Below are 21308 nucleotides of genomic sequence, written 5' to 3' on the forward strand. Positions count from 1 at the left end.
GCATGGTGGCGTGAAGATTCTCGTCCTCGGTTCCGGTGCCCGCGAGCACGCCATCATCACCGCGCTGCTCAGCGAGGAGGAGCGGCACGACATCGTCGCGGCGCCCGGCAATGCGGGCATCGCGCAGGATGTGCGGGTCGAAACGGGCCTGGACCCGCTCGACGGCGAGGCGGTCACCGAGTACGCGATCGAGCACGGCATCGACCTGGTCGTCATCGGCCCGGAGGCTCCGCTCGTCGCAGGGGTGGCCGATCCACTGCGTACCCGCGGCATCCCCGTGTTCGGACCGGGCAAGGCCGCGGCGCAGCTCGAAGGGTCGAAGGCGTTTGCGAAGCGGATCATGGACGCCGCGGGCGTTCCGACCGGCCGTGCGGTGCGCGCCGAGACGCTGGCCGAGGCGGAGCGCGCGCTCGACGAGCTGGGCGCGCCGTACGTCGTCAAGGCGGACGGCCTCGCCGCAGGGAAGGGCGTGCTCGTCACGGAGGACCGCGCCGCGGCCGTCGAGCACGCGACCCACTGGCTGCGCCACGGCGGCGTGCTGATCGAGGAGTTCCTGGACGGCCAGGAGGTGTCGCTGTTCCTGGTCAGCGACGGCCACGACGTGCTGCCGCTCTCGCCGGCGCAGGACTACAAGCGCCTGCTCGACGGCGACGCGGGCCCGAACACCGGCGGGATGGGTGCGTACTCCCCTCTCCCCTGGCTGCCGGAGGGCTTCGTCGACGAGGTCATCGACACGATCGCGCTACCGACCGTCCGCACCCTCGCCGCCGAGCAGACCCCGTTCATCGGGCTGCTCTACTGCGGCCTGATCGTGACCGACCGCGGCATCCGCGTGATCGAGTTCAACGCGCGCTTCGGCGACCCGGAGACCCAGGTGGTGCTCCCACGGCTGGTGACCCCGCTGTCCACGCTGCTCTACGCCGCCGCCACCGGCGGGCTCGGCGGGATGCCGCGACCCGAGTTCGCGCTCGACACCGCCGTCACGGTCGTCCTCGCGAGCGAGGGCTACCCGGAGGCGCCGCAGACCGGGCGCCCGATCACGGGGCTCGGCGAGGCGGCCGCGGTGCCCGAGGTGACCATCGCGCACGCGGCGACCGTGCTCCACGAGGCGACGGGCGAGCTGCTCGCGACGGGCGGCCGCGTGCTCTCCGTCGTGGCCCGCGGCACCGACTTCGCCGAGGCGCGCGACCGCGCCTACACGGCGCTCGGCCGCATCCACCTCGCCGGCTCCCACTACCGCACCGACATCGCCGCCCGCGTCTCCTGACCCCCACGCCTCGACACCCTCCGTCGAGTACACGATTTGTGCACGCCTTCGCGGCGTGTCGCGTGCACTAATCGTGTACTCGACGGTGGGCGGAGCGCGGGACTAAGGGAGCAGGCGGGTGAGGAAGGGGTTGCGGAAGCGGGCGGCGGGGTCGAAGCGCGACGCGAGAGCCGCGAAGTCGGAGAGGCGCGGGTAGAGGGACGGGACGATCCCGTCGCGGTCGACGTAGAGCTTGCCCCAGTGCGGACGTGCGCCCAGCGGCAGCAGAGCGGCCTCCAGGTCGGGCAGCACCGCCTCCACGCCGGCCTGGTCGCGGAACCAGGTGAAGTGCAGGCCCACGACGTCCGTCTCGTAGGCGCTCGACAGCCAGAGGTCGTCCGCCGCGACGGTGCGGATCTCGCTGATCTGCAGCAGCGGCGCGATCAGGGGCGCGAGCGCACGCACCGCTTCGATCGCCTCCACGGCTCGTGCCCGCGGCACGAGGTACTCGGACTGGATCTCCTCGCCGTTCGACGGCGTGAACGCGAACCGGAAGTGCGCGAGGCGCTCGCTCCACGGGCCGACCACGCCCAGCTGCTCGGTGGTGTTGCGCACATCCATCGTCGCGATCATGTGCCGCGGCTCGGTCAGCGCCGGGGCGCCGAAGAAGTCGTCCTCGATCAGCGTCTCGGCTCCGGCCAGCTCCTTGAGCCACGCGAGCGACACCGCCTCCTCGTCCCAGGTCGTGAAGAGGCTGACGCTGTACGCCGCCGAGGTGACCTCGTCGAACCGCCCGAGCACCGCATCCCACGGCACACCGCCGAAGAGCCGCTGCCGCGCGTCGTAGGTCGGACGGATGTCGAGGGTCACGTCCGTGACGACGCCCAGCGCCCCGAGGCCCACCACGGCGCCCTCGAAGCCCTCATCGCCGCGGCGCAGCTCCACGAGCTCGCCCGAGCCGTTCAGGATGCGCAGCCCGGCGACCGCGGTCGCGAGGTTGCCGTTGCGGTCGCCGGAGCCGTGGGTCGCGGTTGCGATCGCGCCGGCCACCGAGATGTGCGGGAGCGACGCGAGGTTGTGCAGCGCCCATCCCGCGTCCTGCAGCTCGCGCGCCAGGTCGCCGTAGCGGACGCCGCCGCCGACCGTCACCGTCCGCGCCGCCTCGTCGATGCGCACGTCGCCCGGGAGGCCGGCCGTGCTGATGAGCACGCCCTCGGTGTCGGCAAGGTCGTTGAACGAGTGGCGGCTGCCGAGCGCGCGAACCGCCGGGGAGTCCAGGACGAGGTCGCTCAGCTCCTCCAGCGTGGTCGGGCGGGCGATCCTCGCCGCGCGGTACTCGTAGTTGCCTGCCCAGTTCTTCTCGCCCATTGCGGCCCTTCCTCGGGTCATCGTCAGCGGCCGGGCGGCCGTTGGCACCCCTCCATCCTACGGATGTGACCGGACACATCAACCTCCGCCGCCGGCAGCGAAATGGTGCGTAGCCAGGCCGGTGAGGCGCGCAGTATGGTGCCCGTGAAAAGCGACGAGGGCCGCTTGGGAAAGGGGCAGACATGGCCGACTTCGAGTACGGTCCGGCGGAATTCATGGTGGCCGCGTTCGATACGGACCGCCCGTCGGCGGGCGTCGTTCAGGCGATCCTCGACCTGGTCGCGAGCGGCACGGTCCGCCTGCTCGACCTCGTCTTCGTCGAACGTCACGACGACGGGAGCATCGACATCATCGAGCTGGAGGAGATCGGCGACGAGATCGGGATGACCGACATCACGCTCGAAGGCAGCGGCCTGGCCGGCGACGAGGACGTGCAGCAGATCGCCGAGCTGCTCGAACCCGGGACGACCGGCGCGATCCTCGTGATCGAGCACCTCTGGGCGAAGGAGCTGGCGAGCCGCTTCTTCGAGTCCGGCGGCGTCGTGCTGCACAGCGAGCGCATCCCCGCACCCGTGCTGAACGCGGTGGCGGCCGAGGCGTACGAAGAACTCGAGACCACGGAGAGCTGAGGAGGACAACCATGCCACTGCGACGGATGGGACGCCCGGGACTGATCGGGATGGCGGCGCGCACGGCGGTGGTCGCCGGTACGGCGACCGCGGTCTCCGGAAGCGTTCAGCGCCACCAGCAGGAGAAGGCGCAGAGCCAGTACGACCAGCAGCAGTACGAGCAGCAGCAACAGCAGATGCAGATGCAGCAGATGGCGCAGCAGGCGGCAGCGCAGCAGGCCGCGCAGCAGCCGGCGCCGGCGGCGGCTCCCACCGAGGACGACATGATGACGAAGCTGCAGCAGCTGGCGACCCTGCACACGCAGGGCGTGCTCACCGACGAGGAGTTCGCGTCGGCGAAGGCGAAGCTGCTGGCCTGACGCGCATCCCGGTCTCGCCGCCCGCCCCTACGATGGACGGGTGAGCGAGATTCCGGGATGGGTCCACGTCTACTCGGGCAAGGTGCGCGACCTCTACGTGCCCGAGGGCGCCGAGGGGCTCGCCGACACCGACAGTGTGCTGGTCGTCGCGAGCGACCGGGTGAGCGCGTTCGACCACGTGCTGCAGCCGGGCATCCCGGACAAGGGCGAGCTGCTCACCACCCTCAGCCTGTGGTGGTTCGACCAGCTGGACGACGTCCCGAACCACCTCGTGCCCGACCACACCCTCGTCGGCGAGCGCGTGGTCGAGCGGATCCCCGCGGCCGTGTCGGGCCGCTCGATGCTCGTGAAGCCGCTCGACATGTTCCCGGTCGAGTGCGTCGTGCGCGGCTACCTCACCGGCAGTGGATGGACGGAGTACCAGCGGAGCCGGAGCGTGTGCGGCATCCCCCTTCCCGACGGACTGCGGAACGGCGACCGCCTGCCCGAGCCGATCTACACCCCGGCCTGGAAGGCCCCGCTCGGTCAGCACGACGAGAACATCAGCTTCGAGCGCACCGTCGAGCTCGTCGGCGCCGACGTGGCCGAGGAGCTGCGGCGACGGTCCCTGCACGTCTACGCGCGGGGAGCCGCGATCGCGGAGGCGCGCGGCGTCATCATCGCCGACACCAAGTTCGAGTTCGGCGCCGACCGCACGACCGGCGTGATCACGCTCGCGGACGAGGTGCTGACCAGCGACTCCAGCCGGTACTGGGATGCGGCCGCGTACGCGGCCGGGACCACGCCGGAGGAGCGGATGGCGAGCTTCGACAAGCAGATCGTGCGCGACTGGCTCGCCGCGAACTGGGACAAGACGGGCGAGCCGCCGGCGCTTCCGCAGGACGTGGTCGAGCGCACCGCGGCGCGGTACCGGGAGCTGCTGGAGCGGCTGACCGGGGAGTAGCCGCGGCGCGACGGCGAGCGGGGCCATTCGTCCGCGGGCATGCCGGGCGGTATAGCGTCCCGTCATGGACCAGCTCACCCTCCCCGCGACGGCAGCCGTCGCCGATGCCGCCGTCCGCCTCGGCATCCCTGTCGGAACGGCCCCCGTCAGCCTCGTCGCCCTGCTCCCTGGGCGCCCGTTCGCCGGACCCGCCGCCCCCGTCACCCATCTCGGCAGCGTGGATGTGCTGCTCGAGACCATCGACGACGCGCCTCCCGGAGCCGTGCTCGTCGTCGACAACGGCGGTCGCGACGACGAAGCCTGCGTCGGCGACCTGATGCTGCTGGAGGCGGCGACCGCCGGCCTCGCCGGCGCGGTCATCTGGGGCCGGCACCGCGACACCGCGCAGCTGCGCGAGATCGGGCTGCCGGTGTTCAGCCGCGGCGCGCATCCCTTCGGCCCCCGCCGGGTGCCCCCGGCCGGAACCGCGATGCGGTCGGCCTTCCTCGACGGGGTGACCGTCACCCCCGAGCACTGGATCGTCGCGGACGACGACGGCGTCCTCGTGCTGGCGGCCGCAGACCGCGAGGCGCTGGTCGCGGAGGCGGCGCGCATCCAGTCGGTGGAGGGCGCCCAGGCCGAGCGGATGCGCGGCGGCTCGTCCCTGCGCGACCAGCTCGACTTCGCCCGCTACCGCCGCGAGCAGGCCGCCGACCCGGCACTGACGCTGCGTCGCTACCTCGCCGAGAACGGCGGTGCGATCGAGACGTGAAATTTCCCGCATCCACCGGGCGTTGAAGGGTCCATGCCCGAACTGCTGCCCGCCGACTCCGCCATGGGGGCCGTGACCCTCCGCGTCGCCGACCTCGACGCCATGACCCGCTACTACCGGGACGCCGTCACGCTGACCGTGCTCGCGGCGGAGGGCGACCGCGTCATCCTCGGTCGCGGCGCCACACCGGCGGTCATCCTGGAGCACGCCCCCGAGCTGCGTCACGCGTCGCCCGGCGAGGCGGGGCTGTTCCACACCGCGATCGTCTTCGACACCCAGGAGGCGCTCGCCGCGGCCGTCTACTCGGTCGCCCGCCGTGCGCCGGGAACCTTCACCGGCAGCGCCGACCACCTCGTGAGCACCGCGTTCTACTTCACCGACCCCGAGGGGAACGGCGTCGAGTTGTACTGGGACCGCGACCGCAGCCTGTGGAGCTGGACCCACGGCCAGGTGGAGATGGCGACGCTCTACCTCGACCCGAACCGGTTCCTGACCGAGCACCTCACCGAGCGCGGCGTCGCCCTGGCCGACGCCGGCGGGATCGATCCGTTCGGCGACGCCACGGTCGGGCACGTCCACCTGTCGGTCGGCGACGTGGAGTCGGCGCGCGCGTTCTACGTCGACCGGCTCGGCTTCGAGACCACGGCGAGCCTCGGTGGCAGCGCGCTGTTCGTGAGCGCCGGCGGCTACCACCACCACATGGCGATGAACACGTGGAACAGCCGCGGCGCCGGTCCCCGTCGGCTCGCGCTCGGCCTCGGCGAGGTCGAGATCCGCGTGCCGTCGGCCGACTACCTCGGGGAGCTGAGCGAGCGGATGCGGCACTACGGCGTCGCCGCCCGCGACGATGGGCGGTCGGTCACGTTCGACGACCCATGGGCGAACGCCGTGCGGGTCGTCGCGGAGCCGGGAGCGCCCGCGCCGGCGGCCGGAGCCGCGGCGGAGACGCTCCCGGCCTGAGTCAGTGCGCCGCGGGCAGCGGCGCGTCGCCGACCGGCGCCTCGTCCGCCGGCGCCTCGCCCAGGGCCGGCGTCCGGCTCGTGGCCAGGGACAGGCCCTGCGAGCGGCGACGGTAGAGCAGCGCCGACAGCACGGCGCCGAAGGCGAAGAACGCGGCGCCCCACCAGTACGCGGTCGCGTAGCTGTGCACGGCAGCATCCTGGATCACCGCGGGAGTCGGCGGCAGGTGCGAGGCCAGGTAGTCCGTCGCCGCGGTCGCGGCCAGCGTGTTCAGCAGCGCGGTGCCGATCGAGCCGCCGACCTGCTGGCTGGTGTTCACGAGCGCAGAGGCGACGCCCGCGAAGTGGCGGTCGACGCCGAGCGTGGCGGTCTGGATCGCCGCGGGCATGATCGAGCCCATCCCGGCGCCGAGGATCATCAGCGGCGGGAGGATGTCGGTGGCGTAGTTCGCGGTGACGCCGAGGTGCGTGAGGTACACCATCCCGGAGCCGGCGATGACCATGCCGATCGGCACCATGACCTTCGGCCCGAACCGCGGGACGAAGACGTTCGTGGAGAACTGGGCGGCGATCACCAGCATCACGATCATCGGCAGGAAGGCGAGTCCGGTCTGGATGGGCGTGAACTTCAGCGTGGTCTGCAGGTAGTAGGTCACGAAGAGGAAGATGCCGAACATCCCGGAACCGGCGATCAGGATGGAGCTGTACGACGCGCCCCGGTTGCGGTCGAGCACGATGTGCAGCGGGAGCAGGGGATGCGCGGCGCGCCGCTGCCAGAGCACGAACACCACGAGGAGCAGGACGGCGGCGCCGAGGAAGCCCCAGGTGAGCGGCGAGTCCCAGCCGTCGGTCTCGGCGTTCGAGAAGCCGTAGACGAGCGAGAAGAGCGCGGCGGAGACGAGCAGCGTCCCCGGGACGTCGAGCCTCGGACGCGGGCCGGTGCGCTTCACCGAGGTGACGAACAGCGCGGCGCCGATGATCGCGATGATGGCGATCGGGACGTTGATATAGAGGTTCCAGCGCCAGTTGAACTGCTGCGTGAGCACACCGCCGAGCAGCAGGCCGACGGCGCCGCCCGCCCCCGCGATCGCACCGAAGATGCCGAAGGCGCGGGCGCGTTCCTTCGGGATGGTGAAGGTGGTGGTCAGCACGGCCAGCGCGGTGGGGGCCAGCAGCGCGCCGAACGCGCCCTGCAGCGCGCGGGCGCCGACGAGCATCCCGAACGTCCCCGCCGCGCCGCCCAGCGCGGAGGCGCCGGCGAACCCGATGAGGCCGATGATGAACGCGCGCTTGCGGCCGATGAGGTCGGAGATGCGGCCGCCGAACAGCAGGAGGCTGCCGAAGGCGAGCGAGTAGGCGGTGACGATCCACTGGCGGTCGGCGTTTGAGAAGCCGAGGTCCTGCTGAGCGGACGGGAGGGCGATGTTCACGACGGTGGAGTCGAGCACCACCATGAGCTGGGCGAGGGCGACGGTGACGAGTGTCCACCAGCGCCGGGAGTGCGGAACGGCGGTTCCGGACGGTTCGGGTGAGACCGCGGTGACGGAGGAAGTCGGCGACATGAGCGCCAGCATATACGAAACTGGCGAGTTTCGGATCTCCCGAGTTCTAAAATTAACCTTACAATGGTCTGGATGCATCGACCAGACCTGAAGGAGCCGCGATGACGCAGCTCGACACCGACGGCGCAGCCCCCCGCCTGGGCCGCCGGCGAGACCACACGCGCGACGCCGACATCCTCGACGCCGCGCTCGAGGTGCTCGCCGAGACCGGCTACGACGGGATGACGATCGACATGGTCGCGGCCCGGGCGAAGGCCGGCAAGGCGACGGTCTACCGGCGCTGGGCGTCCAAGGGCGACCTCGTCGTCGACGCGATCGCGTGCATGAAGAAGAACGACATCGACCTCGAGCACCTTCCCGACACCGGCACCCTGCGCGGGGACCTCGTCGCGATGATCCGCCCGCACGCCATCCAGGACGGCGAGAAGAAACTCCAGGTGATGGCCGGCATCACGTCGATGCTGGCCCGCGACCCGCAGCTGGTCGACGCCGTCACCGCCGCGATCGTCGAGCCGCGCGCGTCCCTCAACCGGCTCTTCATGCGCCGCGCGATCGAGCGCGGCGAGATCCCGGCGGACACGGACGTGGACACGCTGGCCCTGATCGTGCCCTCGATGACGGCGTACCGCGTCCTCATCCTGCAGAAGCCGGTGGACCGCGAGTTCCTGCTGTCGCTGATCGACGGGGTGCTGCTGCCCGCGGTGGGGCTGAAGCCGTAGGTCGCGCGCGGGCGGCGCGGTCGCGCCGCGGTGCGCCGCCGCCGCTGCCGCCGCTCTCTGCGACATTCGGCACGAATCGTCGCAGCGCGCTTCCGCATCATTCGGCACGAATCGTCGCCCCGCGGCGGCCTTTCGCAATATTCGGCACGAATAGTCAGCGCACGCTCTCGCAACATTCGGCACGAATAGTCCCTTCGCGGCGCGCTCGCGCCGCATTCGGCACGAATGGTCGCGCGTGACGTTGGAAGATTTGGCACAAATCGTGGTTATGGGGGGCGCTTTCCCTACATTTGGCACAAATCGTGGGGCCGGTGGCGGTGCCCAGGATGCTCGGAGCAGCACACCCCTGAGCGTGCGGCGCGGCGGGAGCGTAGCGCGATTTGGCACAAATCGTGGTTATGGGGCGCGCTTTCCCTGGATTTGGCACAAATCGCGGGGCGCTTTCCCTACATTTGGCACAAATCGTGGGTGCCGGCGGCGTCGCGCGGGGCCGGGATGCGCAGAGCGCCGCACCCTGAGGGTGCGGCGCTCTGTCGTGCGCGAGACGAGGGTCAGTCGGTGACCGGCGCGGCGTGGATGCCGTGGGGCGGTTCCTCGCCGGGGGCGACGTCCGTCGCGGGCGGGACGGGGGCGGCGTGCGAGCCGCGCGGCGTCGCATCCACGGGGACCGGTGCCGCGTGCGCACCGTGCGTCGGCCCGGTCGCCTCGTCGGCCGTGCTCGCAGCGCCGGACTGCACCGCGCCGACCCCGGCCGGCTCGGCCGCGCCGGCACCCGCACCAGCGGCACCAGCACCGGCCGTACCAGCACCCGCGCCAGCGGCACCCGCACCCGCACCCGCACCCGCCGGCGCTCCGGCGCCCCAGGCGCGCGGCTTCGGGCGCTCCCACCAGATCACGATCAGCGCGCCGAGGAAGGCGACCGCCGCGGGGAGCAGCAGCGCCTCCGACATCGCCTGCGTGAAGCCGGCGTGCAGGAACTGCGGCAGCTCGGTGCCCGAGGTCGCCGCGCCGGCGTTGGCCGCCCCGCCCGGCGCCTTGGGCAGGTCGACGGCGAGCCGGCTCTCGATCAGGGCGGCGATCGAGGCGCTTCCGAGCACCGCGCCGATCTGGCGCGTCGTGTTGAAGACGCCCGAGCCGGCGCCCGCCTGGTTCATCGGCAGGTTGCGCGTCGCCGTGGTGGAGATCGGTCCCCACACGCCCGACATCGCGATGCCCAGCAGCGAGCTCGGGATGAGCAGCAGCCAGATGTTGACGTCCGGCGACAGCATCCGCGAGTACAGGAACAGCGAGAAGGAGAACAGCACCAGCGCGGGCGTGGTGATGTTGCGCGGGTTCACCCGGTCGATCAGGCGGCCGACGAACGGGGCCAGCACACCGGACAGCACGGCCGTGGGGGCGAGCATCAGCGCCGACTCGGTCGGGGTCAGTCCCCGGACGGTCTGGAAGTAGAACACGAGCGGCAGCGCCATGCAGGTCACCGCGAAGCCGACGGTCGTGATGGCGCCGTTCGCGAGCGAGAAGTTGCGGTCGCGGAATAGCGGCAGCGGGAGCAGCGGCTCCTTCTTGTTGACGGCCTGCCAGACGATGAAGGCGGCGAGCACGACGATCCCCGAGATGATCAGGCCCCACACCGAGATCGGTCCCCAGATGACGCCCCAGTCGTAGGTGCCGCCCTCCTGGATGCCGAACACCAGCAGGAACATGCCGACAGCCGAGAGGACCACGCCGAGGATGTCGAAGCTGTGGGTGTGCGTCGGCAGCTTGGGCACGAGCCGCACCGCGAGGATGAACGCGACGATGCCGACCGGCACGTTGATGAAGAAGATCCACTCCCAGCCGAGGGTGTCGACGAGGATGCCGCCGAGCAGCGGGCCGACCAGCGTCGCCACACCGGCGACCGCGCCCCAGAGGCCCATGGCCGCACCACGGCGGTCCGGCGGGAAGATCCGCGTGATGACCGCCATCGTCTGCGGCGTCATGAGCGCCGCACCGAGGCCCTGCACGACGCGGGCCGCGATCAGGATGCCGATGTGCCCGGCGAACCCGCACCAGGCGGAGGCGCCCGTGAAGACCACAAGGCCGATCAGGTAGATGTTCTTCGGCCCGAAGCGGTCGCCGAGACGACCGGTGATGAGCAGCGGCACGGCATAGGCGAGCAGGTAGGCGCTCGTCACCCAGATGACGGCGTTGTAGTCGGTCCCGAGGTCGAGACCCTTCATGATCGACGGGTTGGCGACCGACACGATGGTGGTGTCGATCAGGATCATGAAGAACCCGATGACCAGCGCCCAGAGGGCAGGCCACGGCTTCAGTACGCGTTCCATGTCACGTTCTTCCTGTTGAGAGCGGTGTCGCTCAGTGCTTCTCCTCGACCCAGGAGATCGCTCCCGACTCGAGGTCGTCGATGAGGGCTTCGAGCGTGGCCACATCGGCCTCCGCCATCGCGCGCTGATAGCGCACATCCACCCAGTACATCGCCGGGACGGACTTGGCCCGAATCGTTCGGATCCCCTCGTCGTAGGCGGCGATGTCGGCCCGGATGAGTCCGATGCGCTTGCGGAGCAGCGCGACAACGGAGCCGACCGGCAGGTTGTGCGCCTCCCCCAGCGCGAGGGGGAACTCCGGGTACTCGTTCACGGGCGTGCCGATGATCTCGGCGATGCGCTCACCCAGGGCGAGCGTGCCCTCCTCGGTGATCGCGTAGGTGGTGCGCTCGGGCCGGTTGCCTTCGCGCTCGGTGCCGGTCACCCGCACCAGGCCGTGCCGCGCCAGGCGGTCGACCGTGTGGTAGAGCGAGCCGGGCCGCACCTTCACCAGGCGGTCCTCGGAGCGGAGCATGAGGGTCTGGTACATCTCGTACGGATGCGACGGACCTTCGGCCAGCAGCGCGAGGGCGGCGACCGCGAGAGGGGTGAGGATGCGTGATTCAGCCATGAGTGTTCCGGTTTGATTATTCCAGAAGGAATATACCGCTCCGACCAACGCAGGTCAACCGATCTCCGCATCCTGCCGCTACGCTGCCTCGTGGAGGTGCGCGATGACCAAACACCGACGCGAACGCGAGGCAGAAGCGCTGGAGTCCGAGGAGGCCGAGGCAGCGATCCGGGCGACCGAGACCGACGACACCTTCGTCGACGCGGACGAGGCGCTCGAAGCGGACGAAGAGCGGGACTGACCGGATGCTCTACGCGCTGCCCGGCGACCGGGCTCCGCAGGTGGACGCCGACGCCTGGGTGGCGCCCGGAGCGACCCTGGTCGGGGCGGTCACGCTCGAGCCCGGGGCGAGCGTCTGGTACGGAGCGGTGGTGCGGGCGGACAACGCGCCGATCCGCATCGGCCGCGACTCCAACCTGCAGGACAATGTCTCCGCGCACGTCGACCCCGGCTTCCCGCTGACCGTCGGCGAGCGGGTCTCGGTCGGGCACAACGCCGTGCTGCACGGGTGCACGATCGAGGACGACGTCCTGGTCGGGATGAGCGCGACCGTGATGAACGGAGCGACGGTCGGCAGCGGCTCGCTCATCGCCGCGGGGGCCGTCGTCACGCAGGGCGCGGTCATCCCGCCGCGGTCACTCGTGGCGGGCGTCCCCGCGAAGGTGCGGCGCGAGCTCACCGACGACGAGCTGGACGGCATCCGCCGGAACGCCGCCGTGTACCTCGACAAGACGGCGGAGCACCGGGACGCTCAGGCGCTCTAGCCGGGCACCGCGACCTTGCGCTGCGACCGGTCGTCAGCCGTCGAGCATCGCCCGGTTGAGGGCGAGCAACTGCTCCGTGAACATGCGGGCGCCCCCCTGCGCGGGGTGCCGCACCGCGGGCGCTTCGATCCCCGCCTCGGCGAGCGCACCCTGCGCCTTGCGCCCTACGGCGACGATGGTCTCGATGCCGAGCGCGCGGATCAGCTCCTCGGCCACCGGGGCGCCGGCGCGCACCTCGGACGAGCGCGGGGTCCGATTGGTCAGCGGCCGTCCCGCGACGAACGGATGGTGCGGGTACACCGGCCAGGAGAGCGGGAGCGGACCGCGCCAGGCGCTCATCTTCTCCCAGAAGACGCGGCTCGACGCCTCCCAGGGCGCCTGCGGCTGAGCCGGCAGCTCGAGCCCCGGCAGCACGCCGGCATCCACCTCGCGCACCGAGGTGAAGGGCACGCCGGTGACGGTCATCCCGCGCCAGCCGGGAGCCTCGCCGAGCAGCAGGATGGGCGCGTGCGGCGTCTCCAGGTAGCGGCGCAGGTTGCGTTCGCGGAGCCGGCCGAGCTCGTCGAAGCCGAACAGCAGCTCGGCGTCGTCCGGGGCCGGGACCTCCCGGATCAGGTCGAAGAAGCGGTCGAGCATCCACCCAGGCTACGGCCGCACCGCCACCCGGGGGTACGCGGCGGACGCGAGCGCCCGATCCACCTCGGCGAGCGGGAATGTCTCGCCGACCTGCTCCGCGAACGGGTACCGCTGCCAGGCGGAGGCGAGGAACCGCACGGCCTGCTCCAGGTGCCGCGGTGCGTAGTTGTGGACGCCGCGGATCGTGAGCAGGCGGCGCACGAGCTGCTCGGGGGCGACCGCGAGGTCCGGCCCGGGCGAGACGGAACCGACCAGGACGAGGACTCCGCCGATATCCAGGCCGTCGAGCAGGGTCCGCACGGCCGCCGGGTTCCCGGAGAGCTCCAGGGCGGCGACCGGAGCCGCGCCCCGGCCGCCGGCCTTCGCCAGCACTGTCGGCAGTGAGGTGGCGTGGTCCGCGCCCGGGCTGGGGTCGGCCACGCCCACCGCGCCGAACGCGAGCGCCGCCTCCCGGCGTTGCGGGATGGGGTCGCTCACCACGACCCGCGCGCCCGCATCCGTGGCCATCGCGGCGGCGGTGAGTCCCATCATCCCGGCTCCGGCGATGAGCACTAGTGCGCCGTCGAGCGGGACGATCGCCTCGGCGGCCTCCACGGCGGCGGCGACCGTCGCCGTCGCGCAGGAGGCCGGCGCGAGCACCACGGCCGGGATGTCCTCCGGCACCCGCACCAGTGGCGTGCCGTCGAGGATGTGCGCGTGCGTCGCGAACCCGCCCGACAGCTCCCAGCCCCTGCGCATCCGCTCGTGGCCGTACTTCTGCAGGTTCGAGCACCTCTGCGGCAGGCCGCGGCGGCAGCGCGCGCAGCGCCCGCACGGGACGGCCACCGACCACACGACGCGCTCCCCCAGCTCCACCCGATGGCCGTCGGTCGTCTTGGCGCCGCCGCGGCCGAGCGCGATGACGCGGCCGACCTGCTCGTGCCCGAGCACGAGCGGCGCGGGCGCCTGCCGGTGACCGAGGACCGTGTGGATGTCGGAGCCGCACACCGTCGCGAGCTCCACCTGGGCGAGCACGTCACCCGGGGCGAGCCGCACGCCGGGGACCGCGACCGCCTCATGCGTGTGCCCCTCACCCGGCCACACCATCGCGGTGGCCGACGGGTACACGCTCACCCCCATCCCCAGGCGTGCCGGCGGTGCGACGACGCGCGGGGTGACCGCTTTGATCGTCACCGGGCGTCGGCCCCCTCGGCACGACGGTCGGCAGCGTCGCCGGCGGCGCGGTCGGCGGCGGCGCGGTCGGCGGCGGCGCGGTCGGCATCCGTGTGCTCGTAGCCGAGCAGCTCGGGCAGGTCGGCGACGCTCGTCAGCACCGCGTCCGCGCCGGCCTCGAGGAGCTCGTCCTCGCCGTCCGTACCCGTCAGCACACCGACGACGAGCCCCGCGCCGGCGGCGATCCCCGCCGAGATGCCGTCCGCCGTGTCGTCGACCACGACCATCCCCTCGACGCTGGAGGCGCCGGTGCGCAGCAGCGCGGTCAGCGGGAGATCGGGGAAGGGCTGCGCCCGGCCTGAGTCCGCCGGAGTGAGCACCGCATCGGCGATCCCGGTCCAGCCGACGGCGTCCAGGAGGAGGTCGACGGCCGGACGCGGGGAGCCGCTCACGATCGCGACCTTCACGCCGGTGGCCCGCAGCCGGTGGATGAGGTCCTCCGTCCCGGGGAGGGCGCGCGGCGCTCCGGCGCCGTCGTCGAGCACCGTGGTGCCGGTCAGGCCGAGCACCACCAGCTCGAGGTCGGCGAGGTCGTCCTCGTCGCGGTCGTCGCCCTCGGGGAACTCGTCGGGCCTGTCGTCGAACTTGTCCCACTCCTCGTCGTCCGCGCCGGTCGCGTCCGCGTGGCGCGAGGCTGCGGCGTCGTCGATCGTCACGTCGTCGAACTCGCTGGTGATGCGTCCGTCGGGGGTCATGGTGGTGCCTTTCGTCGCGGTCGGGACTAACGGGCGCGCGTGGCGCCGGCGGGGAGGAGGGAGCCGGGCGCGTCCGAGAACAGCTCGTCGACGACGCGGTCGGCGAGACCGAGCCCCGTCGTCATCCCGATCCCCGCCGTCACGGAGACGACCCGCACATCCGGGGCCGGCGCCGCGACGAGGAAGTCGTCGGGCGCCGCCGCGTGGACGCCCTGCCAGCGTTCGCGGACCCGCAGAGGCACGGCGCCGAAGAGGTCGCGCGTCTGGTCGAGGAGTGCCTCGAAGGCGGCCTCCGGCTGGAAGGGCGAGGCGTCTTCGCTCTGGCGAGCCGTCGATCCGATGAGGAGCGAGCCGTCCGGGCGCTGGGCGAAGGAAACGTCCGCGCCCAGGGCCGCCAGGGCGGGCTGCTCCGCCACCAGGCGGTCGCGCAGGGCGCCGGCGCTCGGGGTCCGCGAGAACGCGGTCTGCTGGACGAGCGACCAGCCGGTCAGGAGGGGCGCGGAGAGCGGAGCGTCGAGTGCCGCATCCACCAGCAGCATGTCGAGGCCGCGGCGCTGGATGCCGTGGGCATCCGCCATGCCGGGGAACAGCTGGTCGACATCCGCGTCAACGGCGACGACGACCGCGTCGGCGGCGACCCGGCCGCGGCTCGTGTGGACGGTGCCCGCCTCGACGGCGAGCGCTGTCGTGTGCCAGAAGAGGTCGACCCCGTGCGCGTCGAGCCAGCGGGCGATCGCCGGGGCGGCCTCGCGCGGGTCGACCTGCAGGTCGGACGGGAGGTACGCTCCCCCGATCGCCACACCGTCGGCCAGCGGTGCGCTCTCGCGCACCTGCGCAGGTCCGAAGAGTCGCACGTCGTGGCCGCCACGGCGCTCGCGGAACTCCTCCAGCACCGCCAGCTCGTCGGCGTTCCGTGCGACCACGACCGTGCCGGACTCGCGCAGCCAGAAGCCGGCCTCCGGGGCGAGGGTCAGCCAGAGCTCGCGGGCGAGTTCGGCGTAGGCGCGGGCCTCGCCGTCCTGACCGGTGATGCAGAGGTGACCCGAGTTCCGGAGCGACGCTCCGTTGACCGTGGACGCCCGCTCGACGACGGCGACCGTGAGCCCGCGGCGGAGGGCCGCGACGGCGTGGCCGAGGCCGACGATGCCGGCGCCGACCACCGCGAGATCGTAGTGCCTGCCCATCCGGTGCCTCCCTGTGCGGTGGACGACGCGGCGGACACGGTGGCCACGCCGCGCACGCGCGTCGTTCCACGTCGGCGTCCCGCCAGGCTAGGAGCGGGGTGCGACGAGGCACGCAACGCCGGGTAACGGCAGGGTGAACGGCGGGAGGACGGACGGCACTGCCGCCCGATCCCATCTCACTGTTGCACTTATCCGACGACCGGCGCAGAATTGCAGCATGGCCGACGGCGACAACACCCGAGAGTTCGATCCCGACATCGTCACCGACTTCCGGGAACGGATGTCGTACGGGTCGTACCTGGACCTCGACACCCTCCTGAGCGCGCAACGCCCGGTGAGCCGGCCGGCGCACCACGACGAGCTGCTGTTCATCATCCAGCACCAGACCACCGAGCTGTGGCTCAAGCTCGTGCTGCACGAGCTGGAGTCCGCCCGCGACCTGCTGCGGGCCGACGACCTCTCCCCCGCCCTCAAGCGGATCGCCCGGGTGAAGCACATTCAGCGCACGCTGACCGAGCAGTGGTCGGTGCTGGCGACGCTCACGCCGACCGAGTACGCCGAGTTCCGTGGGTTCCTCGGCAACTCGTCCGGCTTCCAGTCGTACCAGTACCGCGCCGTGGAGTTCGTGCTGGGCAACAAGAACCGCCGCATGCTGAGCGTCTTCGAGAGCGACCCCGCCGCGCACGCACTGCTGTCCGCGCTGCTGGAGGCGCCGAGCATCTACGACGAGTTCCTCCGTTACCTCGCTCGTGCCGGCTTCGCCGTCCCCGAGGCGCTGCTCGACCGCGACGTGACGCAGGCCCACGTGTTCACTCCCGAGCTGGTGCCCGTGTTCCGCGACATCTACGAGCACGCCACCGACCACTGGCGCGAGTACGAGGCCTGCGAGGAGTTCGTCGACCTGGAGGACAACTTCCAGCTCTGGCGCTTCCGCCACCTGAAGACGGTGCAGCGCACCATCGGCATGAAGACCGGCACGGGAGGTTCCAGCGGCGCCGGGTTCCTGCAGAAGGCGCTCGACCTCACCTTCTTCCCCGAGCTCTACGCCGTCCGCACCGAGATCGGAGCACCCGCGTGACCCACGTGCCCGACCTACCCGACCGGTCAGGGGCGGCCGCCGGCGACCTGTACCTCACGGTCGACGCCGTCTGGAACGGCCGCCGATTCCTCGGCGAGACCACCTTCCGCAGCGACGGCGAGCGCCTCCACCCGGTGACGGACGTCCCCGCGCACGCGCGCACACGTCACCACCGCATCGCCGGGACACTGTTCCCCCGCCTCACCGATCACCACACGCACCTCGGGCTCACCGACCAGCACGCCCTGCTCTCCGGTGGCATCACGCACGCGATCGACCTGGGCTGGATCCCCGCCGTGGCAGCCGGGTGGCTCACCGACGACCTCACGCGCCCGGCGGTCGCCATCGTGGGCTCCCTGCTCACCTGCGTCGGCGGTTACCCGGTCAACGCCGGGTGGGGACCGCCGGGCTCCTCGACGGAGGTCGGCGGCGAACGGGAGGCTCGGCTGGCGGTTCGTGCGAATGTCATGCTGGGAGCCTCCCGCATCAAGGTGACCCTCAACACGGTCGCGGGCGAAACTGTGGACGACCGCATCCTGCGCGGAATTGTGAGCGAATCCCACGCGCAGGGCGTTCCGGTGACCGTCCACGTGGAGGGCGCGGGGCAGACCGCGCGAGCCGTGGCCGCGGGAGCCGACCAGCTGGCGCACACGCCGTTCACCGAGCGCCTCGACGACGCCCTGATCGCCGAGTGCGTCCGCCGCGGCATGAACTGGGTCAGCACGCTCGACATCCACGGCTGGGGCGACCCCACCGAGCACCACCGCATCGCCTCCGACAACCTCGGCCGCTTCGCCCGCGCGGGCGGCACCGTGCTCTACGGGACCGACCTCGGCAACGGCCCGCTCCCGGTCGGCGTCAACGCGCGCGAGCTGCGCGGGATGCTGGATGCCGGCGTCCCCGCCGAGGCGGTGCTGCGCTCCATCGCCGGCGGCCGGCCTACGCCCGAAGGCACAGCGCCGACGATCGGCCCGCGCATCGCTCTCGTGCCGTCGCCGCCTCCCGAGGATCTCACCGACGCCCTCCCCGACTGGCTCGCCGATGCCCGCGGGCTCACCGTCGCCCGGCTCACCGCATCCGCACACGACACGAATTCCCACGACACGGATTCCCACGCCACCAGCTCCACCGAGGACCACGCATGACCGACTTCGACACCGCCCTTCCGTCCACCCTGTCGCCCGACCCGCTGACCGCCGCCCGGGCCCTCGACGCCGCGGACCCGCTCGCCGCGTTCCGCGACCGTTTCGCCGGCATCGACGACGGCAGCGCGCAGGTCGCCGCGTACTTCGACGGAAACTCGCTGGGCCGCCCGACGCGCGCGAGCGTCGAGCGCATCCACCGCTTCCTCCTCGACGGCTGGGGCGACCGCCTGATCCGGGGCTGGGACGAGGAGTGGATGGACCTCCCGTTCGTCATCGGCGACGACCTCGGCCGAGTCGCCCTCGGCGCCGCGCCCGGCCAGACGTTCATCGGCGACTCGACCACCGTGCTGCTCTACAAGCTCGCCCGGGCGGCGGTGGATGCGCTGCCCGAGCGCAGCGAGATCGTGCTCGACACCGACAACTTCCCGACCGACCGCTACCTCCTGGACGGGATCGCCCGCGAGCGCGGCCTCAGCCTGGTGTGGATCGAGGCCGACACCGAGGCCGGCGTCACGCCCGAACAGGTGGCCGCGGCGGTCGGCCCCCGGACGGCCCTCGTCGTGCTGAGCCACGTCGCCTACCGGTCGGGCTTCCTGGCCGACCTGCCCGCGATCACCCGGATCGTGCACGACGCGGGCGCGCTCGTGCTCTGGGACCTCTGCCACTCCGCCGGCTCCGTCCCGGTCGAGCTCGACGCCGCGGACGTCGACCTCGCGGTCGGCTGCACCTACAAGTACCTGAACGGCGGACCCGGTTCGCCCGCGTTCGGCTACGTGAACGCGCGCCTGATCCCGCGGCTGACCCAGCCCATCCAGGGGTGGATGGGCGTGCGCGACGTCTTCCTGATGGGTCCGGAGTACCAGCCGGCCGAGGGCGTCCGCCGCTTCCTCAGCGGCACGCCGCCGATCGTCGGCATGCTGGCCATGCGCGACACGATCGCCATGATCGGCGAAGCCGGCATCGACGCCGTGCGGGCGAAGTCCGTCGCGCTGACGGAGTTCGCGATCGCGCTTGCCGAGGAATGGCTGACACCGCTCGGGGTCGCACTCGCCAGCCCGCGGGATGCGGAACGCCGCGGCGGCCACATCACCCTCAGCCACCCGGCGATGCGCGACGTCACGGCCCTGCTCTGGCAGCGCGACGTCATCCCCGACTACCGCGACCCGGACGGGCTGCGCATCGGCCTGTCGCCGCTGAGCACCGGCTTCGAGGAGCTCTGCGTCGGGATGGCCGCGGTGCGCGACGCCCTCGGCGAACTGACGCATGACTGAAGCCGCCGCCGGACGCGACGACCTCGAGGCGAGCAGCGGCAGCGCCACCGCGCTGCTCCGGACCGTGGTCGGCAACGTGCTGCGACCGGCCGGCGGGTGGATGAGCGCCGCGGGCGCGGTGCGGCTGATGGATGCGCTGGACGTGCCTCCCGCGACCGCCCGCTCCAGTCTCGCGCGGCTGTGCACGCGCGGCGTCCTGCGCCGGGAGCCGCGCGACGGCGTCGCGGGCTATGCGCTCGATGAGGCCGCCGTCCCGATGCTCGAGAGCGGGGACGCGCGCATCTTCGGCGAGCGCTCAGAGGCGACGGCATGGTGCCTGCTCTCCTTCTCCTTCCCCGAGCGCAGCCGCGGCAGCCGCGATCGGCTGCGCCGCCGGCTCGGCGCGCTCGGCTGCGGTTCGGTCGCCGACGGCCTCTGGATCGCGCCCGCATCCCTCGAGGACGAGCTGGCCGCGGCCGCCCGGGAGATCGCCGCCGAGGCGGAGGTCGTGCTGTTCGCCGATGCGTCCCCACGCGGCGATCTGGCCGCGGGCCTCGCCCGCTGGTACGACCTGTCGTCCATCCGTCGCGCGCACGAATCCTTCCTCTTGCGCTTCGGCGACGCGCGGCCGCCCGCCGACGATGCCCAGGCGTTCGCCCTGTGGATGCGCGCGCTCGACGAGTGGCGCGTCATCCCGTACCGCGACCCCGGCCTCCCCGGCTCCGCGCTCGATCCGGACTGGCCCGGGGACGCGTCCGCGGCGCTGTTCCGCCGGCTCCGCGACGAGCTGGAGGAGCGCGCGATCGCCTATGCGGCCGCGGTCGCCGCCCCGGAACCTGCTGTCGGCCGCGCACGGTAGAATCGTCGGCGAACCCCCACCCTTGTCGCCCGAGTGAGCGGAGTATCCCCGTGCCGACCATCGTTGTAGAAGTGATGCCCAAGGCCGAGCTGCTCGACCCGCAGGGGAAGGCGGTCGCCGGAGCCCTGGCCCGCACCGGACGCGGCGTCGTCAGCGGTGTGCGCGTCGGCAAGCGCTTCGAACTGACCGTCGACGGCCCGATCGACGACGCCGTGCGCGCCACGGTCGAGGAGATCGCGGGCGAGATCCTCTCCAACTCGGTGATCGAAGACGTCGTGGGCATCCACTACCCGGCCGAGGTGGACGCCTGATGCGCATCGGCGTCATCACCTTCCCTGGCTCGCTCGACGACCGCGACGCGCTCCGCGCCGTCCGCCTCGCCGGCGCCGAGCCGGTCGCGCTGTGGCACGGCGAGCACGACCTCCAGGGCGTGGACGCCCTCGTGCTCCCCGGCGGCTTCAGCTACGGCGACTACCTGCGCTGCGGCGCCATCGCCTCCCTCTCGCCGATCATGACCGAGGTCGTGGATGCGGCGCAGAAGGGGATGCCCGTGCTCGGCATCTGCAACGGCTTCCAGATGCTGGCCGAGGCGCACCTGGTCGCGGGCGGCCTGATCCGCAACGACCACGGCACCTTCATCCGGCGCGACCAGCACCTGACCGTCGAGAACACGCAGACGCCGTGGACGAACGGCTTCGAGCAGGGCCAGGAGATCGTCATCCCGCTGAAGAACGGCGAGGGCGGCTTCATCGCCTCGGCCGAGGAGCTGAAGCGGCTCGAGGGCGAGGGCCTCGTCGTCTTCCGCTACGCGGGCGTGAACCCGAACGGCTCGCTCGACGACATCGCGGGCGTGCGCAACGAGCGCGGCAACGTGGTCGGCCTCATGCCGCACCCCGAGCACGCGGTCGAGCCGGGCTTCGGCCCCGACACCCACGACGCCATGCGCTCGGGCACCGACGGCCTCACCTTCTTCACCTCCGTCATCCGCTCGGCGCTCGTCGAGGCCTGAACCCCT

General features: G+C 72.1%; 23 protein-coding genes. 15 read left to right on the forward strand and 8 right to left on the reverse strand.

Features of this window, described 5'->3' with window-relative positions:
• Nucleotides 1–10 precede the first annotated feature (10 nt).
• Nucleotides 11–1267 (forward strand): phosphoribosylamine--glycine ligase, encoded by a 1257-nt coding sequence (gene purD, locus J2W45_RS10865; protein ID WP_310131687.1) that lies wholly within the window; start codon nucleotides 11–13, stop codon nucleotides 1265–1267.
• Between the two features lie 102 nt (nucleotides 1268–1369).
• Here purD and J2W45_RS10870 read toward each other — a convergent pair whose 3' ends face one another.
• Complete coding sequence (locus J2W45_RS10870; protein ID WP_310131689.1) at nucleotides 1370–2614, reverse strand: FAD-binding protein; 1245 nt, start codon at nucleotides 2612–2614, stop codon at nucleotides 1370–1372.
• Nucleotides 2615–2796: 182 nt separating this feature from the next.
• Here J2W45_RS10870 and J2W45_RS10875 point away from each other — a divergent pair, with 182 nt between their 5' ends.
• The 5 genes from J2W45_RS10875 to J2W45_RS10895 all read left to right on the forward strand — a co-directional run bounded on the left by J2W45_RS10875 (nucleotide 2797) and on the right by J2W45_RS10895 (nucleotide 6256).
• Nucleotides 2797–3243 (forward strand): DUF6325 family protein, encoded by a 447-nt coding sequence (locus J2W45_RS10875; protein ID WP_310131692.1) that lies wholly within the window; start codon nucleotides 2797–2799, stop codon nucleotides 3241–3243.
• An 11-nt stretch (nucleotides 3244–3254) separates the two neighbouring features.
• On the forward strand, nucleotides 3255–3602 hold the full coding sequence (locus tag J2W45_RS10880) for an SHOCT domain-containing protein (protein ID WP_310131695.1): 348 nt from the start codon (nucleotides 3255–3257) through the stop codon (nucleotides 3600–3602).
• Between the two features lie 40 nt (nucleotides 3603–3642).
• Complete coding sequence (locus J2W45_RS10885) at nucleotides 3643–4545, forward strand: phosphoribosylaminoimidazolesuccinocarboxamide synthase (protein ID WP_310131697.1); 903 nt, start codon at nucleotides 3643–3645, stop codon at nucleotides 4543–4545.
• A 64-nt stretch (nucleotides 4546–4609) separates the two neighbouring features.
• On the forward strand, nucleotides 4610–5296 hold the full coding sequence (locus J2W45_RS10890) for an RraA family protein (protein WP_310131700.1): 687 nt from the start codon (nucleotides 4610–4612) through the stop codon (nucleotides 5294–5296).
• Nucleotides 5297–5329: 33 nt separating this feature from the next.
• Nucleotides 5330–6256 carry a VOC family protein gene (locus tag J2W45_RS10895; RefSeq protein ID WP_310131703.1) on the forward strand — a complete coding sequence of 309 codons (927 nt, stop codon included), beginning with the start codon at nucleotides 5330–5332 and terminating at the stop codon, nucleotides 6254–6256.
• A 1-nt stretch (nucleotide 6257) separates the two neighbouring features.
• Here the strand turns inward: J2W45_RS10895 and J2W45_RS10900 are convergent, their stop codons facing one another.
• Entirely contained in the window at nucleotides 6258–7817 is a 1560-nt protein-coding gene (locus J2W45_RS10900) for an MFS transporter (RefSeq protein WP_310131707.1), read from the reverse strand.
• Between the two features lie 101 nt (nucleotides 7818–7918).
• Between J2W45_RS10900 and J2W45_RS10905 the strand changes: the two genes are divergently transcribed.
• Nucleotides 7919–8536 (forward strand): TetR/AcrR family transcriptional regulator, encoded by a 618-nt coding sequence (locus J2W45_RS10905; protein WP_310131710.1) that lies wholly within the window; start codon nucleotides 7919–7921, stop codon nucleotides 8534–8536.
• Nucleotides 8537–9087: 551 nt separating this feature from the next.
• Here the strand turns inward: J2W45_RS10905 and J2W45_RS10910 are convergent.
• Together J2W45_RS10910 and J2W45_RS10915 are read right to left on the reverse strand one after the other, a co-directional pair.
• Nucleotides 9088–10860: an MFS transporter gene (locus J2W45_RS10910; RefSeq protein ID WP_310131713.1), complete on the reverse strand. Its 1773-nt coding sequence runs from the start codon at nucleotides 10858–10860 to the stop codon at nucleotides 9088–9090.
• Nucleotides 10861–10891: 31 nt separating this feature from the next.
• Nucleotides 10892–11470 carry a PadR family transcriptional regulator gene (locus J2W45_RS10915; protein WP_310131717.1) on the reverse strand — a complete coding sequence of 193 codons (579 nt, stop codon included), beginning with the start codon at nucleotides 11468–11470 and terminating at the stop codon, nucleotides 10892–10894.
• A gap of 103 nt (nucleotides 11471–11573) precedes the next feature.
• Here J2W45_RS10915 and J2W45_RS10920 point away from each other — a divergent pair, with 103 nt between their 5' ends.
• Together J2W45_RS10920 and J2W45_RS10925 are read left to right on the forward strand one after the other, a co-directional pair.
• Nucleotides 11574–11711: a hypothetical protein gene (locus J2W45_RS10920; RefSeq protein WP_310131719.1), complete on the forward strand. Its 138-nt coding sequence runs from the start codon at nucleotides 11574–11576 to the stop codon at nucleotides 11709–11711.
• A gap of 4 nt (nucleotides 11712–11715) precedes the next feature.
• Nucleotides 11716–12234 carry a gamma carbonic anhydrase family protein gene (locus J2W45_RS10925; protein ID WP_310131720.1) on the forward strand — a complete coding sequence of 173 codons (519 nt, stop codon included), beginning with the start codon at nucleotides 11716–11718 and terminating at the stop codon, nucleotides 12232–12234.
• A 33-nt stretch (nucleotides 12235–12267) separates the two neighbouring features.
• Here the strand turns inward: J2W45_RS10925 and J2W45_RS10930 are convergent, their stop codons facing one another.
• From J2W45_RS10930 to J2W45_RS10945, 4 genes are read right to left on the reverse strand one after another with little or no spacing between them, the layout of a single operon-like run.
• Nucleotides 12268–12870: a uracil-DNA glycosylase family protein gene (locus tag J2W45_RS10930; protein ID WP_310131722.1), complete on the reverse strand. Its 603-nt coding sequence runs from the start codon at nucleotides 12868–12870 to the stop codon at nucleotides 12268–12270.
• Nucleotides 12871–12879: 9 nt separating this feature from the next.
• A complete protein-coding gene (locus tag J2W45_RS10935; protein WP_310131723.1) occupies nucleotides 12880–14043 on the reverse strand; it encodes an alcohol dehydrogenase catalytic domain-containing protein in 1164 nt (387 codons plus the stop codon).
• Nucleotides 14040–14777 (reverse strand): HAD family hydrolase, encoded by a 738-nt coding sequence (locus J2W45_RS10940; RefSeq protein WP_310131724.1) that lies wholly within the window; start codon nucleotides 14775–14777, stop codon nucleotides 14040–14042. Before J2W45_RS10940 ends, J2W45_RS10935 begins: the two co-directional genes overlap by 4 nt.
• A gap of 26 nt (nucleotides 14778–14803) precedes the next feature.
• Nucleotides 14804–15961 carry a TIGR03364 family FAD-dependent oxidoreductase gene (locus tag J2W45_RS10945; protein WP_310131726.1) on the reverse strand — a complete coding sequence of 386 codons (1158 nt, stop codon included), beginning with the start codon at nucleotides 15959–15961 and terminating at the stop codon, nucleotides 14804–14806.
• 217 nt (nucleotides 15962–16178) lie between these two features.
• Between J2W45_RS10945 and kynA the strand changes: the two genes are divergently transcribed.
• Genes kynA through purQ form a run of 6 tightly spaced genes read left to right on the forward strand, consistent with a single transcriptional unit; the run spans nucleotide 16179 to nucleotide 21302 of the window.
• Complete coding sequence (kynA, locus tag J2W45_RS10950; RefSeq protein ID WP_310131729.1) at nucleotides 16179–17039, forward strand: tryptophan 2,3-dioxygenase; 861 nt, start codon at nucleotides 16179–16181, stop codon at nucleotides 17037–17039.
• Nucleotides 17036–18184: an amidohydrolase family protein gene (locus J2W45_RS10955; protein WP_310131731.1), complete on the forward strand. Its 1149-nt coding sequence runs from the start codon at nucleotides 17036–17038 to the stop codon at nucleotides 18182–18184. The genes kynA and J2W45_RS10955 overlap by 4 nt, the downstream gene beginning before the upstream one ends.
• Nucleotides 18181–19455, forward strand: a complete 1275-nt coding sequence (locus tag J2W45_RS10960; RefSeq protein ID WP_310131733.1) for a kynureninase — start codon at nucleotides 18181–18183, stop codon at nucleotides 19453–19455. The genes J2W45_RS10955 and J2W45_RS10960 overlap by 4 nt, the downstream gene beginning before the upstream one ends.
• On the forward strand, nucleotides 19448–20293 hold the full coding sequence (locus J2W45_RS10965; protein WP_310131734.1) for a PaaX family transcriptional regulator: 846 nt from the start codon (nucleotides 19448–19450) through the stop codon (nucleotides 20291–20293). Before J2W45_RS10960 ends, J2W45_RS10965 begins: the two co-directional genes overlap by 8 nt.
• Before the next feature lie 50 nt (nucleotides 20294–20343).
• Nucleotides 20344–20604, forward strand: a complete 261-nt coding sequence (gene purS, locus J2W45_RS10970) for a phosphoribosylformylglycinamidine synthase subunit PurS (RefSeq protein WP_310131736.1) — start codon at nucleotides 20344–20346, stop codon at nucleotides 20602–20604.
• Nucleotides 20604–21302, forward strand: coding sequence for a phosphoribosylformylglycinamidine synthase subunit PurQ (gene purQ, locus J2W45_RS10975; protein ID WP_310131738.1), 699 nt, complete (start codon nucleotides 20604–20606; stop codon nucleotides 21300–21302). The genes purS and purQ overlap by 1 nt, the downstream gene beginning before the upstream one ends.
• Nucleotides 21303–21308: the final 6 nt, after the last annotated feature.

Origin of the sequence: Leifsonia shinshuensis, from assembly GCF_031456835.1 — a bacterium.
Taxonomy (GTDB): Bacteria; Actinomycetota; Actinomycetes; order Actinomycetales; family Microbacteriaceae; genus Leifsonia; species Leifsonia shinshuensis_C.